The sequence below is a fragment of the Candidatus Chloroploca mongolica genome, assembly GCF_004762035.2.
Lineage (GTDB): Bacteria > Chloroflexota > Chloroflexia > Chloroflexales > Chloroflexaceae > Chloroploca > Chloroploca mongolica.
Genome location: NZ_SIJK02000045.1, coordinates 1 through 13,475 on the forward strand (window position 1 = coordinate 1; position 13,475 = coordinate 13,475).

11 protein-coding genes are annotated in these 13,475 nt (G+C 59.3%); 4 read left to right on the forward strand and 7 right to left on the reverse strand.

Going from position 1 to position 13,475, the window contains the following annotated elements:
• Positions 1-261 precede the first annotated feature (261 nt).
• The gene (gene msrA / locus EYB53_RS19195; protein WP_135480011.1) at positions 262-804 is read left to right on the forward strand and encodes a peptide-methionine (S)-S-oxide reductase MsrA; all 543 of its coding nucleotides are present in this window, start codon (positions 262-264) and stop codon (positions 802-804) included.
• A 114-nt stretch (positions 805-918) separates the two neighbouring features.
• Here msrA and aroF read toward each other — a convergent pair whose 3' ends face one another.
• From aroF to EYB53_RS19210, 3 genes are all read right to left on the reverse strand, one after another.
• Entirely contained in the window at positions 919-2,040 is a 1,122-nt protein-coding gene (aroF, locus tag EYB53_RS19200; RefSeq protein WP_254151147.1) for a 3-deoxy-7-phosphoheptulonate synthase, read from the reverse strand.
• A 69-nt stretch (positions 2,041-2,109) separates the two neighbouring features.
• Positions 2,110-2,514, reverse strand: coding sequence for a chorismate mutase (gene aroH, locus EYB53_RS19205; RefSeq protein WP_135480012.1), 405 nt, complete (start codon positions 2,512-2,514; stop codon positions 2,110-2,112).
• 240 nt (positions 2,515-2,754) lie between these two features.
• Positions 2,755-3,372, reverse strand: coding sequence for a Uma2 family endonuclease (locus EYB53_RS19210; RefSeq protein WP_135480013.1), 618 nt, complete (start codon positions 3,370-3,372; stop codon positions 2,755-2,757).
• Between the two features lie 649 nt (positions 3,373-4,021).
• On the opposite strand from EYB53_RS19210, the gene EYB53_RS19215 reads away from it, so the two are divergent.
• Positions 4,022-5,005: an aldo/keto reductase gene (locus EYB53_RS19215; RefSeq protein ID WP_135480014.1), complete on the forward strand. Its 984-nt coding sequence runs from the start codon at positions 4,022-4,024 to the stop codon at positions 5,003-5,005.
• Here EYB53_RS19215 and EYB53_RS19220 read toward each other — a convergent pair.
• From EYB53_RS19220 to EYB53_RS19235, 4 genes are all read right to left on the reverse strand, one after another.
• A complete protein-coding gene (locus EYB53_RS19220) occupies positions 5,002-6,498 on the reverse strand; it encodes a c-type cytochrome (RefSeq protein WP_135480015.1) in 1,497 nt (498 codons plus the stop codon). The genes EYB53_RS19215 and EYB53_RS19220 overlap by 4 nt on opposite strands.
• Before the next feature lie 282 nt (positions 6,499-6,780).
• A complete protein-coding gene (locus EYB53_RS19225; RefSeq protein WP_135480016.1) occupies positions 6,781-7,293 on the reverse strand; it encodes a QcrA and Rieske domain-containing protein in 513 nt (170 codons plus the stop codon).
• Positions 7,294-7,302: 9 nt separating this feature from the next.
• A complete protein-coding gene (locus tag EYB53_RS19230; protein WP_135480017.1) occupies positions 7,303-8,640 on the reverse strand; it encodes a cytochrome b N-terminal domain-containing protein in 1,338 nt (445 codons plus the stop codon).
• Between the two features lie 120 nt (positions 8,641-8,760).
• A complete protein-coding gene (locus EYB53_RS19235; protein WP_135480018.1) occupies positions 8,761-9,513 on the reverse strand; it encodes a class I SAM-dependent methyltransferase in 753 nt (250 codons plus the stop codon).
• 272 nt (positions 9,514-9,785) lie between these two features.
• On the opposite strand from EYB53_RS19235, the gene EYB53_RS19240 reads away from it, so the two are divergent.
• Together EYB53_RS19240 and acuI are read left to right on the forward strand one after the other, a co-directional pair.
• Positions 9,786-12,179: a YbaY family lipoprotein gene (locus EYB53_RS19240; protein ID WP_135480019.1), complete on the forward strand. Its 2,394-nt coding sequence runs from the start codon at positions 9,786-9,788 to the stop codon at positions 12,177-12,179.
• A 168-nt stretch (positions 12,180-12,347) separates the two neighbouring features.
• Positions 12,348-13,343, forward strand: coding sequence for an acrylyl-CoA reductase (NADPH) (gene acuI / locus EYB53_RS19245; protein WP_135480020.1), 996 nt, complete (start codon positions 12,348-12,350; stop codon positions 13,341-13,343).
• Positions 13,344-13,475 lie beyond the last annotated feature (132 nt).

Consider the following 13,475-nt stretch of genomic DNA (forward strand, 5'->3'; position numbering starts at 1 on the left):
CTGGCGGCCGCCATCGACCGCCTCTTGTTCCGGGCCTGACTTTGCATCAGCCCTGAGTGGATTGGGGTGCGGTAGCCTTATGACGCAAAGGCGTAAAGCTCTGTTCCGCATGGAGGTGCATCAAACCTTTGCGCCTCTGCGCCTTTGCGTCAAGACAGGTCAACCTTTTTGGCAAGGTATTGCGCCGAGGTGCAGGCTTGCCCCTTCGTCATGAATCAGGTAGACTAAAAAGAAACCTTTCTCATGCGAAAAGGAAAGCACATGACGAACAAACAATCCGAAGTCGTTACCCTTGGTGGGGGATGCTTCTGGTGTCTTGAGGCCGTTTTTGATCAACTGGTCGGCGTTGAAGATGTTGTTTCGGGGTATATGGGCGGGCATGTGACCAACCCGACCTACGAACAGGTCTGTGGGGGGCGGACTGGCCATGCCGAAGTTGTGCAGGTACGCTTTGATCCTGCGCAGCTCAGCTTTCGCGAGGTGCTCGATGTCTTCTTCACTATTCATGATCCGACGACCCTGAATCGGCAGGGCAATGACGTTGGCCCTCAGTATCGTTCGGCGATCTTTTTCCATTCACCCGAACAGCAGGCGACGGCGACTGAAGTGATCAATGACCTGAATCAGCAGCGGCTCTGGCCGCGTCCGATTGTTACCGAAGTCGCGGCTGCGAGTCATTTCTACGTTGCCGAGAACTATCACCAGGAGTATTTTGCCCTCAACGGCAGCCAGCCGTACTGCCAATGGGTAATTGTGCCCAAGGTCGCCAAATTTCGCAAACAGTACGCCGCAAAACTTAAGTAAGCGACGTCATCTCATAGAAGCTTGGCGCGTGCGTGCCCCGCTAAGCGGGGCACGCACGCGCCAAGCTTCCATGAAACTCAATACCTTTGCGCCTTTGCGTCAAAAAAATCGTGCCTACACGTGTTTGCCCAGTGCAGCGGCGACTGCGGCGACCTGCGGCATGAGTTTCGCGAAATTCTCAAGGCTCAGCGACTGGCCGCCGTCCGAGCGAGCGCGGTCGGGGTCGGGATGGGCTTCGATGATAATCCCGTCGGCACCGGCGGCAATGCTTGCCAGCGCCAGCGGTGGCACGAGGTACCACTTGCCGGTTCCGTGGCTCGGGTCGGCAATGACGGGCAGGTGGGTGCGGCGCTTCGCCAGCGCGACAGCATTGAGATCCATCGTATTGCGGGTTGCCGTCTCGAAGGTGCGAATGCCGCGTTCGCAGAGGATCACATTGGGGTTGCCCTGGGCGGTGACATACTCTGCCGAAAGCAGCCATTCCTCGATGGTCGCCGAGAGGCCGCGTTTGAGCAGGACGGGCATGCCGGTGCGTCCGACTTCTTCGAGCAACTGGTAATTCTGCATATTGCGGGCACCGATCTGCAGCACATCGGCATAGCGGGCAACGAGATCAACATCATTGATCGTCATCACCTCGGTGACAATCGGCAGGCCGGTCTCGTCGCGGGCCTGGGCCAGCAATTTCAAGCCCAGTTCACCGAGACCACGGAAGGTGTAGGGCGACGAGCGTGGCTTGAAGGCCCCGCCGCGCAACATCGAGGCTCCGGCCTCACGGACAGCGCGTGCCGTTGCCATAATCTGCTCTTCGCTCTCGACCGAACACGGGCCAGCGATGACGACACAGCGCTCACCGCCAACCTTGATGCCCCGCACATCAACAATAGTGTCCATCGGGCGCAGTTCACGCGACACGAGCTTGTAGGGCTGCGTAATGCGCAACGTCTCTTTGACCCCGGTGAAGTGTTCGAGTTCCTCTTTGAGCGTCGGCGGAATCGCCGCCCCCACCACCCCGATCACCGTCCGTTCCGCACCATAGACCATATGGCCGCGCAAATCATACTCGGCCAGGCGTTCCAGCACACTCTCGATCTGCTCCTGAGTTGACCCTGTCTGCATTACCACGATCATTGCTTCGACTCCTTCTCCCTGAACTATTGGTGGTTTGTATCCAGCTTGCTGTGGCGGGGCGACCAGGCGCAGCGCCACGGATGGATCGGTTGGTTTCGCACTCATGCCGGTTTTCCCTGCTTTCACGCCCTGGCTGGCAACCACGGGTAGCCAGACTGGGCGTGGTTGCCAGCTTTACCCTTCGCTATTGGTTGCCCGAAAGGCCGCCAGGGCGGCGGTACGGTCGGGGCGCAAATTGGTCGCCCCACGGACATAGACATGAACGACTTCCTCGGCACTGCGGGTGGTATTCCAGTGGATCAGCACCCGAATACAGTGGGGCAGACCGCCGGGTACCTTCATTTCGTGGCCGCAGAGCAGGGCGGTATTGCTCCAACCAAGCGCACGAGCGGCCACGGCGGGATACTCGGCATCAAGATCGGGCGTAGTAGAAAAGATCGCACTCGCAATATCCTCGGGCTGCATCCGATTCGCCTCAATAATCGTCTCCAGCAACTCGCGGGTCGCCTCAAGGATGGCCTCGCGGGTATTTGCCTCACATGTCGTCGCGCCACGGATCCCTCGACACCTGACCGTCATTCAGAGCCTCCCTGACTGGGGCAAACAGACAGAGAGGGCGTGAAGCCTGGTGCTTCACGCCCTCTTGATGAGTTGTCTGTTGACCGAGGTTTCTAGACAATGCGAAGCGACCAGCCCGTATGTGGGTGGGTAAAATAGGAAGCAAAAAAGAAGTTGTTGTGATGAACTTTCACGCCCTGGACTTCCTTTGCAAACCTTTGCTCGCAGTGGTGGGGAATATATCACAGGTGTGGGGATCTGTCAACTGGGTTGTCCTGCTGGGGTGCGGAGCAGACCAATATTCGGCACAAGCGGTACTTGTTCGTATATTTCGGCAAGCGATATATGGGCATCTAATGCCTTCAGCGGCAACGATGCTTCCATACCGACAAAATCTGACAAAACCCATTCACTCGTATCTTGGCGGATAAAGCGTTCGATGTGAGATGTACGTTGTGAAACGAGAATGTACTCTTGTAGGGTTTCAATCGTACGATAGTGTTGGAACTTTTCGCCGCGGTCATAACTTTCGGTTGAAGGCGAGAGGATTTCAATAATAACCGTCGGGTTAAGCAACGTGTCACGTTTTTCAGGATGAACAAATTGGGCTTGGCCGCACACAATAGTGAAATCAGGATATGTGTTTAAGCCTGTGTGGGTTACTTTGACCCGCATATCACTTGGATAGGCGCGGCAATTGCTTCCGCGTACAAGAGCACGAAGGATAGCAGCAAGATTCATCGCAATTAAATTATGTTCTTCACTTGCGCCGGCCATGGCATAAACGCGACCACCATAATATTCATGTTTTGTTGTGCTTACTCGTTCATGCTGAAGATAGGCTTCTTCAGTGACATATATATTGGGCTGAGCAGTCATAAAGCCCCCTTGTATAGCAACCCTACATCATTTGTGAAGGTGTTGTGTGCTTGCGCGAGCAAGCACACAACCGCTTTTACAAACCCGTTAGGGTTGCTATAGATGCAATTTCTATGCGTATTTTAGCAGGTAGAGGAAGTAGATGCAAGTACAAATGTACGCATGCAGGATGCATCTTTTGCTGCGTCCCTGTTATCCCCTGGACGCACCCGGAGGGAGCGATGCCCTCCAACGCATGCATCTCTGGCGACCCGCTTGCACGGCGACGTTTGCCGCATGCGCGCTGGGCAGCGTGAACGACGTTGCCCTCATGGGCTCGCCGCTGGGCGCCGTCGCGTGGCGGTGGCGGAACGGATGACCGAACCCGGTCAGCGACGCCGTATGCGCAGGGGATGATGAGCGCAAGCGGGTGGAGGTGGCAAAAGCGCCGCGTAGGAAGGGTACGGCAACCAGGGCTGTTGCAAAGTCCCTGTAGGATTAGATAGCATCCGCAGATTACGCAGATGGGCAAGTCATAATCTGCGTAATCTGCGGACAATCAGGATGACTTTGCAACAGCCCTAACGCTGACCCTCTAGATTAGATGCGATCCCATAGACGGTGTTATAGTACTTCTATCCGATCCGCAGTTTGTTGTGAGGCACGTGCGATGCAACTCCGTAACCTTGGTGCGTCTGGGTTAGCTGTGACGCCATTGGGTCTTGGTCTCGCCGCGTTGGGGCGACCCGGCTATATCAATCTGGGCCATGCCGAGGATCTTGAGGCGATGTATGATGTGGCGGTGATGCGGCAGCGAGCCTATGCGGTGCTCGATGCGGCCTGGGCCGCGGGGGTGCGTTATTTCGATGCGGCCCGTTCGTATGGGCGCGCCGAGGAGTTTCTCGGTGGCTGGTTGCACGAGCGCCAGTTTGATCCGGCAGCGGTGACGGTTGGCTCGAAGTGGGGCTATACCTATACGGCTGATTGGCAGGTTGTGGCCGAGGCTCACGAGGTGAAGGCGCATGAGCTTGATGTTTTTGAGCGCCAATTGATCGAGAGTCAGGTTCTGCTCACGCCTTACTTCAATCTTTATCAGATCCATTCGGCAACCCTCGAAAGTGGCGTGCTCGCGAACCTTCCGGTGCTCACCGCCCTGGCTCGGCTCAAAGCTCAGGGGGTGGCAATCGGGCTGTCGGTGAGCGGGCCGCGTCAGGCCGAGGTGATCCGTCGGGCGCTGGCGGTGACGATCGATGGGGTGCGCCTCTTTGATTGTGTTCAGGCGACCTGGAATCTGCTCGAGACTTCGGCCGGGCCGGCGCTCGCCGAGGCGCACGCTGCCGGGGTGGGCGTGATTGTCAAAGAGGCGCTGGCGAATGGGCGGCTCACGGATCGCAATGCCGATCCTGCGCTCGCGGCGCTCGATCAGGTCTGTGCCGAGCGTGGCGCGACCCGTGATGCGATGGCGCTCGCCGTCGCAATGGCGCAGCCCTGGGCGAATGTGGTGCTCAGCGGGGCCGCTTCGGTGGCCCATCTGCAGGCTAATCTGCGGGCATGTGATGTCACCGATGCTGAGGCTGCCGCCTCCGCCCTGGCCGCCCTGGTCGAGTCGCCCGCAGCGTATTGGGCGACTCGTGCCAGGTTGGCCTGGAATTAGTTGCCTCCTTGCCAGACCGGTTTGCCATCCGGGGTGCGTAGGTCGAGCCGTTCACCGGTGGTCAGGTTTTCGATCCAGTTGAGTTCCATGTGGCCTTCGCCTTCAAAGCCCTCAAGCGCAATGCGATCACCAGGCCGCAACGCAATGGCGTTGGGTTCCCACCACCAGGGTGGCCCGAGCATGGCTTCGAGGTTGCTCCGGCTTGCCTCGTCGTAGAAGGTCAGGGCGTTGCTTGCGACGCTGACGACAGTACCGCGATAGGTGGTGCTCGGCGCACTCTGCTGTGGCGTTTGCTCATTCTGGCCCTGTTGTCCCTGGCCGCGGCCCTGCCCCTGCCCCTGCCCCTGGCCTCTGGGCTGGATGGGATTCGCGGGGTCGGGCGTTGCTTGCAACCACGGAGGCCCACCGCCACCCTGTTGCGTGCCGCGTGGATTGGCGACAACGGGGGCGTTCTCCTCCAACGAACGAATATAGCTCACGAGCGCGGCAATCTCGACCGAGGTGAGCCGCTCGCCAAAGGCGGGCATGGCCGAATTGGGGCGGTGCCCGCCTTCGGTGATCGCCTGCGTGATCGCCGCATCGTCCTGACGGCTGAGGAATTGCTGGCTGTTGATCGCCGGGCCAAGGCCGCCTGTCCCATTGTCACCGTGACAACTGGTACAAGTTGAGACAAAGAGCCGCTCGCCGAGCGCGAGGATCGCCTCGGGATCGTCGAGATCGATCATTTGCGGGGCTGGCATTTCGAGCGCAATGCCTTGTGCTTCGAGTTGATCCCAGTGCTGGAGGAAGGCAACCAGCGCGTCAAGTTCGCTCGCTTCGAGCAGGGTGCCCCACGCGGCCATCATTGTTCCCGGTACACCCTCGACAATGGTCTGGGTGAGACTCGCCGCATCCTGCGCCCGCACTTCGGGTGTGTTCAGGGGCACGCCGAGCGTTGAACCTTCGCCGTTGGCCCCGTGGCAGGTCACACAGGTATTGGCATAGAGCTGAAACCCCTCTGACCAGAGCTGGCCTTCGGGGCCGAGGGCGCTGATCTGGGCAAGCTGGGCCTCGGTGACATCGGGAACCGCCAGGCTTGCCGGGATCATGCCCCGTTGGGCGGCGAGTTCGCGAATCTGACCCCAATCGGCATACCGGATCTGGGCCACGAGCTGTTCAATCTGATAATCGGTCAGCATCCCGCCCTCGTCTTGATGCCAGGCAGCCATAGGTGTATTGTAGAGTCCCCGAGCAATGATCTTAAAGAGCGCATCGTACTCCATCGTACGCAGCGCCTCGCTATCGAGCGGCGGGATCGAGCCAAGCCCTTCGCCTGATGCGCCATGACAGACAGCGCAGTTTTCGACATAGATCACCGCCGCGTCACTCACGGCCTGTTGCCGCAAGGTTGCCTGTGCGTCAGACAAACGCACCTCTTCACGCGACGAATAGACCCCGAGGCCAACTACCAGGCCCAATAAAGCAACAAAACCTATAATCAAATAGCGTTGCATATGCTTCTTTCTTTTTGCTGAGCGTACGACCAGCGCATCTGGTCTGCCTGGGAGCGCGGGCGTCCCGCCCGCTTTTGCTCCCGAAGCGGGCGGGACGCCCGCGCCACGGCTGATGCAAAGTCCCAATATGATTTAGATAGCATCCGCAGATTACGCAGATGCGGAAGTCATAATCTGCGTAATCTGCGTAATCTGCGGACGATCGGGATGACTTTGCAACCGTCCTGACGCCCGCGCTCCTAGGAATGGCAGAAACCCCTTTGCGTCAAATCAACCGAAGACCTACGCTCCAGCCGGATAAACAACCTGCGTCGCATCAAACGCATCACGCTGGCGTGGCTCGGCGGTGTCAACGATGACAGTGCCATCGGTGATCGTGATGGCAAAAGTGTCAAGTGCTCGTGGCGCCGGCGGATTCTCTACATCGCCCTCCTGGTCAAAATAGGAACCATGGCACGGGCAGGCAAATCGGTTCTCGGCGGCTTGCCAACTGACGGCACAGCCGAGGTGGGTACAGCGGCGATAGACGGCCAAAAAGCCGCCGTCGGCCAGGCGCACGAGGAAAAAGCGTCCATCGGGAAATTCGGTGACTGAACCAGGCGGGAAACTCTCGACCAGTCCGGCTTGCACGACGCCCCCAAATTCACCATCAACGCGACGTGGCCCCAAAAACTGCACGGTCATCACCCCGGTCTGCAAGAGGCCGACCAGACCGAGGGCCCCCAGGCCAAGACTCAGGAAATTGCGTCGACTCATCGTTGTCTCGGGCGTAGCATTTGTAGGCTGCGTTGTCATCGTACCTCCTCACCAGGGCCAGACGAGGGCCATATTGGAGCCGCGAAAAAAGATGCCAATCAGCGTCAGCACCACAAGGGCGCTCATCGTAAAGCTAAAGAGGCCAACCAGGGCTTCGTTGTGGCGGGTGCGCAGAACGAGCCGGATCAGCCAGTAGACGCCGGCGAGACCAGCGAGGGTCAGGCCGAGTGGGATCAAGCCATTGGAGACAAGGGTGGGGAGACCGGGCAAAAGCGCAGGCAGATCGAGCCACCATTCATCGATCACCACCAGCAGCGGCGTGAGGAGAACGCTGAGTGCGACCCCAAGCCAGGCGGCCTTGCGGCCACGCGTCGAGCGCCCACCGATGCCGATGGCGCTATCGTCGCGATCCCAGAAGGGCACTGCGGCAAGCCCGAGCAGACCAATGGTCGACAAAGCAAGCGCTGCCAGGGGGTGCATATGCAGCAACAACTCTTGCACCCCAAGGAAATACCAGGCCGCCTTGGCCGGATTCGGCGGATGCGCCGGATTCGCCATTCCCTCCAGTGGGGCCGGAACAAGCATCGCAAAGAGCATCACTGCGGTGAGGGTGACCAGTGCGATGCCGAGCTCGATGCCAACGAGATGCGGGATCGTGGTCAACTTCTCGACGGGGCCGGTCTGGTCGGGTAGCGCCACACCGCCATCTTTGCGCACCCGCCAGAAATGGTACGAGAGCGCCAGCATCAAGACGACTGGCAAGACAGCAACGTGCAGCGCGTAAAAATTCCGCAACGCCGCCTGCCCAACCTCGCGCCCACCGAGCAGAAAATTGGCGACCAGCACCCCGACCACCGGGATGTAATCAAGCAAGCCTGTGCCCACCGTGATCGCCCAGAACGCCAGTTGATCCCAGGGCAATAGATAACCAGTAAAATTGAACGCGAGCACGATCAACAGCAGGAAGAGCCCGAAGATCCAGTTGCCTCGGCGATCACGAAAGAAGCCCCCGGTCAGAAAGACCCGGACAAGATGGAGCAGCACCGTAATGACGAGCAGATTGGCCGACCAGTGATGAACATTGCGCAACAACGCCCCAAAAGGCACCACCGTCTCAAGTGTCTGAATCGAGGCATAGGCCCGCTCGACACTCGCATCATAGCGAAACATCAGCAGCACCCCGGTAACCACCAAGATCACCGTCAGCAACGCCGAAATCCCACCGAGTCCCCAGGTATGCGTGAAACGCAATGCTGGTGCGGGGACACGGGTGGGATGCAGGTGCAAAATCAGATTGTTGGCGACCGCACGCATCCGACTGCGATCATCGCTAGGCGGACGAGCACGAAACCGCAGACGGTCAAATGCATTGCTCAACCATGACATACGCTACTCTCCCACTATCGTTCCAGGCGACATCGTTCTGTGTCTGGATCTACGATAGCAAGAGAGTATGGAGGAGTTGTGGAGAAATGGTAGAAGAGTTCGCGAGATGCTACCGCACTTTTACGCTGCTTGCATCAGGTAAAAGACGTAGCCATACGAGGATGCATACCGCCGATAGAGTTCGATCTCGGCCTGTTCAAGATCGAGGATGCGCTGAGCCTCGGGGTTGTCGTGGTATTGCGTGCGGAGTAGGGCAATCCGTGCGCCCATCGGGCGGTAGTAGTTCGTCCACCACGCCTCTTCGGGGAGCACGAAATGGCCCAGCGACCGGTAGCCTGCCGCTTCGAGACGGCTCACGTTTGCTTCGATCGTCGCTATACCCGGATAGGCCTCTTGCCAGAATTGGTGCGCTTCAGCGGGCGGATCAGGCTGCAACCACGACAGATCGCTGACGACGATGGAGCCACCTGGCTTGAGGTGCCGTCGCCAGGCCGCAAGGCCCTCGGCGAAACCGATGATATAGATCGCGCCTTCAGACCAGATCAGGTCAAACGGCTCATCAAAGGGCAACTCAAACATCGAGGCCTGCACCGGGGTGATCTGTTCGCCCACCCCCGCTATGAAGGCACGACATGCCAGTTCATCGAGGAATGGTTGATACGTATCTACCGCCGTAATGTGGCCCTGGGTGGCCTTGGCAAGGGCCAACGTCTGTGCCCCCGGGCCACACCCAACATCAAGGATGCGTGCGTTTGTGGGGAGATCCGGTAGCATCGCGAGCGCTTGCATCGTTGCTGCATCGCTGCCCGGAGCCTCGCGGGGCAGATCGCGGTGGATCTTCCAGAAGACGTCGTGTTCAAGGGGATTGGTCATTGGTTGTTCCTTTGCTCGTATTACTCTTTGCGCCTTTGCGCCTTTGCGTCAAATCATCAGCCCTGCATGCACCCCACCAGGGCACCCCTTGCGGGTGCCCCACCAGGGACGGGGGACGGGGGCCGGGCCCGGTGTAGGGGCACCCCTTGCGGGTGCCCCACCAGGGCACCCGCAAGGGGTGCCCCTACTACTTGTCTGCGAACGATGTAAGATCTGGTGTAAGATGATGGTTACGCTGCTATTTGATTGAATCAGTTAAAGGATAACACGCTATGGCTTCGCTTGCATCCTGGTTGGCTCGTATGGGCCTGATGATGGTTCTGTTTGCTTTGCTCGCCGCATGCGCCGCTTCGCCCGCGCCGCCCCCAACCGCCACGCCTGCTCCGCCGACCGAGCCTCCGGCGGCGGTGCCGATGACGGCCCGCCCCTACGCGCTTGGTACGACCGATGTGCAGGTCGACGTTGGTTTTGGCGCAACTGAGTTGCTCGAATTGCGTGGGACAGTGGCTGCGCCCACGAGCCCTGGGCGCTATCCGCTTGCTCTGGTGCTGCACGGGAGCCACACGGTTTGTCCGACGCCGCCCGATCAAGAGGAAGAGCCGTTTAGTTGTTCACAGGTCGTGCAGCAACGCAATGATCCAGGGTTTGCGTACCTGCTTGAGGCGCTGGCCGAGCGTGGTTTTATCGCGCTTGCGCCTGATCTCAATATGGCCTTCCGGAGTCCATTCGATGGCGAAGCCAATGCCTTGGATACGTCACGGGTGCAGTTGATCCTGGACCGTCAGTTGGAGGCGTTGCGCACCGGGGATCAGGCATTTGCGTTGGCGAATGGGGTTGAGGCCGATCTCACCCAGCGCTATTTGATTGGTCATTCACGGGGTGGCATGGCCGCCTATGGGGTGGGCGTCACATGGGAGGCTGACGAAGCCACCGAGGTTCGCGGTCTCTTGCTGCTTGCCCCAATGATTGAAACACCGCTTTTCCAGCCGGTGCCCTTTACAGCCGCGCCAACGCTTGATCTTCCGCTGGCCGTGGTTTTGCCCTCGTGCGATGGCGATGTTGGGAACCTCGATGGTCAACACTATGTGGAAGCCGCTCGCATCGACCCGCAGCGCCAGCAACCCGCAATGAGCATCCTGCTTCCTGGAGCCAACCACAATTTCTTCAATGATGCTCTGACCGTCGATGATTCACGCTCGGCGTTTGGTTTTTGTGACCCTGAGACGCCGCGCATGCCGCGTGCCGATCAGCGTGGCTTTCTTGAGGCTTTTGCGCCTGCCCTGCTTGAGGCCTGGCGCACCGAGACGATCTTTGATCTTGAACTCGTTGCTCCTGCGCAACCAGTGCCCGCAACGATCGCCGGTGTGCCAACCCAGAGCTTCGTTGTCTACCCGGCGGTGCAGCGCCGTCCGGTGCTCTCTGCGTTGCGTAGCACGGAACGGGACGTTGGGCCACTGGGTGGCGCAGTGACTGTGCAAGATGCGACCCTCGAATTTTGCGCCTATCAGAGTTTTGGTGCGGGCATCCTGTGTCGTCCCTTTGTGCAGATACCCGGCGGCCCTGCCCAGATGCATTTTGTCTGGGAAAGCGCTGAGGCACGCTTACGGGTTGAAGTTCCGCCAACGGCTGGCGATATGCGGGACGCAACGGCCTTGCATTTGCGGTTGGCCCTTGACCCAACCGACCCGCGTATGCCCACGGGTGAGGCGCAGCGCTTGCGCATTGTGCTCCAGGATCAAGCGGGCGCAACAGCGGAACAGGTGGTCAGCATCGCTTTGCCGACGGGCGTGCTGGGCACAAACCGTTGGAGCGATCCGGTCTATCTTGGTAGCGTGCGTCTGCCGTTGAGCCAATTTGAAGGCATTGATCGGGCGCAACTCGCGGCGATCGAACTCTATCCCGAAAGCGCGGGCGGCGCGCTCTTCCTGGCTGATCTTGAACTCGTTAGCGCCACCGAAGTGATTGAAATCGCTGCGTTGCCGGAACCCTTTGGCACCCTGGATGTTCAACTCACTGGCGCGAACACAGACCCGTTCCCCCCTGAAAGTCAACTCTTTGTGCGCTTGCGCCTGGCTGGCGTTGCCGAAGGACAACCAGATCTTGTGGTTGTTCAGACCTATGATCTCAGTGACCAGAGCTTACCGCTTGAGGTGTCGGTTCCATACAACCGTGCTACGCTTGACGGACGAAACGACTATGAACTTGAAGCAGGGATCTTTACGCCCGACGGCACCCAATACAACACTCCTCAACCTGTGCTCGCGATCAGGGCTGGCGAGATCCAGACACCTCTGGAGTTGATCGTGGAACCGATCGTCATTGTCGAGGCACCAACGCCAACCCCCGATGCAACCCTGCGTGTTGTCATTCGTGCCCCGTCAGGGCAACCCTTCGCGCCAGGGCTTGATCTCTCGGTGGTGCTGGTTGAACGCGAAACGGGAGCTCCGCTTGCTGGTGCAACTGAAGTAACCACCGAAGCCACGGTCGAGACGTTCGAGCTTGAACTGGCCTACAATACTGCCGACGTCAAAGAGGGTGGTGTCTACGCCCTCAGCGTCCAGGTCTTCCAAGATCTTTTCACCGTCATCGCGTCAAATGACGACCTGGAACCGATTGATCTCAACGCCGAGGTGGTTGAACTGCAACTGAACGCGGTACAGCCCTAAATCCTGTGTCGTAGCAGGTCAAAAACGCCAGCAAAGCTGGCGTTTTTGACCTGCTACGACACAATGCTTGGGTGCCGCAGGCTCTATTTGGCAAAGCCCCGCCCCTCCTTTATAATCGGAGCCATCGTGGTGAAGAAGTAGCAAGCGCAAGCCAAAGAAGGTAGAACGATGAGCAATGAATCTTTTCGTGCCCTGGTCGTCGAGGATGACGCTGGTACGCGCCGCGTTGAGTTACGCGACATGCAGGTGGCCGATCTGCCTCCCGGTGAAGTCCTGGTGAAGGTTGCCTATTCGACCTTGAATTACAAAGATGGGCTGGCGGTGACCGGGAAGGGCAAGGTTTTGCGGGTCAATCCGATGGCCCCGGGGATTGATTTTGCCGGTACTGTGGTCGAGTCGCAGTCATCCGCGTATAAGCCTGGTGACGAGGTGGTGCTGACGGGGTGGGGCGTTGGCGAACGCCACTGGGGTGGCTTCAGTCAGTTCAACCGGGTCAAGGCCGGCTGGTTGGTGCCCCTGCCCAAAGGGTTGACGCTTCAACAGGCGATGGCAATTGGCACGGCTGGTTTCACGGCGATGCTCTGTGTGCTGGCGCTGGAACGCCACGGTCTGACCAACGATGGCCGCGAGGTGGTGGTCACCGGGGCCGCTGGCGGCGTGGGCAGCGTGGCCGTTGCGCTGCTGGCCCGTGCCGGCTACAAGGTTGTCGCTTCGACCGGGCGCCCCGAAGAGGCAGACTATCTCCGTGATCTGGGGGCGGCTGATATTCTTGACCGTTCATTCTTTACCAATCCTGGCCGCCCGCTCGAAAGCGAGCGCTGGGCTGGCGCAGTGGATACCGTTGGTGGCCCAACCCTCGGGGGCATCTTCCGCACCGTCGCCTCGCATGGCGTCGTTGCGGCCTGTGGCAACGCTGGTGGCGTTGAGTTCACCTCCTCGGTCTTCCCCTTTATCCTGCGGAGCGTCAAGCTCGTCGGGGTCGAGTCGGTCATGGTGCCCTTGCCCGAACGCCTTGCCGCGTGGGAACGCCTCGCCCGTGATTTGCCGACCAACCTGATTGATCGCATGACCAGCGTGATTCCGCTTGCGGCCGTGCCCGAGTATAGCGAAACGATTACTCAGGCACAGGTGCGCGGGCGCATTGTGGTTGATGTGCAGGCGTAACCCTTTGCCGATACATCCGTGAAGAAGCCGAAAAGCCAGCCCAGGCTGGCTTTTCGGCTTCCTTCGTGATGGCACCACCAGCGGCAGCGATAACTAACCCCCGTTGATCGGGCGGCGGGGTGGCTGCGTCTC

Bases quoted from the DNA above. Each gene is read 5' to 3' on its own strand.
- EYB53_RS19240 (WP_135480019.1), top strand. From the start codon at position 9,786: ATGGCTTCGCTTGCATCCTGGTTGGCTCGTATGGGCCTGATGATGGTT.
- EYB53_RS19235 (WP_135480018.1), bottom strand. From the start codon at position 9,513: ATGACCAATCCCCTTGAACACGACGTCTTCTGGAAGATCCACCGCGAT.
- EYB53_RS19225 (WP_135480016.1), bottom strand. From the start codon at position 7,293: ATGACAACGCAGCCTACAAATGCTACGCCCGAGACAACGATGAGTCGA.
- aroF (WP_254151147.1), bottom strand. From the start codon at position 2,040: ATGAGTGCGAAACCAACCGATCCATCCGTGGCGCTGCGCCTGGTCGCC.
- EYB53_RS19210 (WP_135480013.1), bottom strand. From the start codon at position 3,372: ATGACTGCTCAGCCCAATATATATGTCACTGAAGAAGCCTATCTTCAG.
- EYB53_RS19215 (WP_135480014.1), top strand. From the start codon at position 4,022: ATGCAACTCCGTAACCTTGGTGCGTCTGGGTTAGCTGTGACGCCATTG.
- acuI (WP_135480020.1), top strand. From the start codon at position 12,348: ATGAGCAATGAATCTTTTCGTGCCCTGGTCGTCGAGGATGACGCTGGT.
- EYB53_RS19220 (WP_135480015.1), bottom strand. From the start codon at position 6,498: ATGCAACGCTATTTGATTATAGGTTTTGTTGCTTTATTGGGCCTGGTA.
- EYB53_RS19230 (WP_135480017.1), bottom strand. From the start codon at position 8,640: ATGTCATGGTTGAGCAATGCATTTGACCGTCTGCGGTTTCGTGCTCGT.
- aroH (WP_135480012.1), bottom strand. From the start codon at position 2,514: ATGACGGTCAGGTGTCGAGGGATCCGTGGCGCGACGACATGTGAGGCA.
- msrA (WP_135480011.1), top strand. From the start codon at position 262: ATGACGAACAAACAATCCGAAGTCGTTACCCTTGGTGGGGGATGCTTC.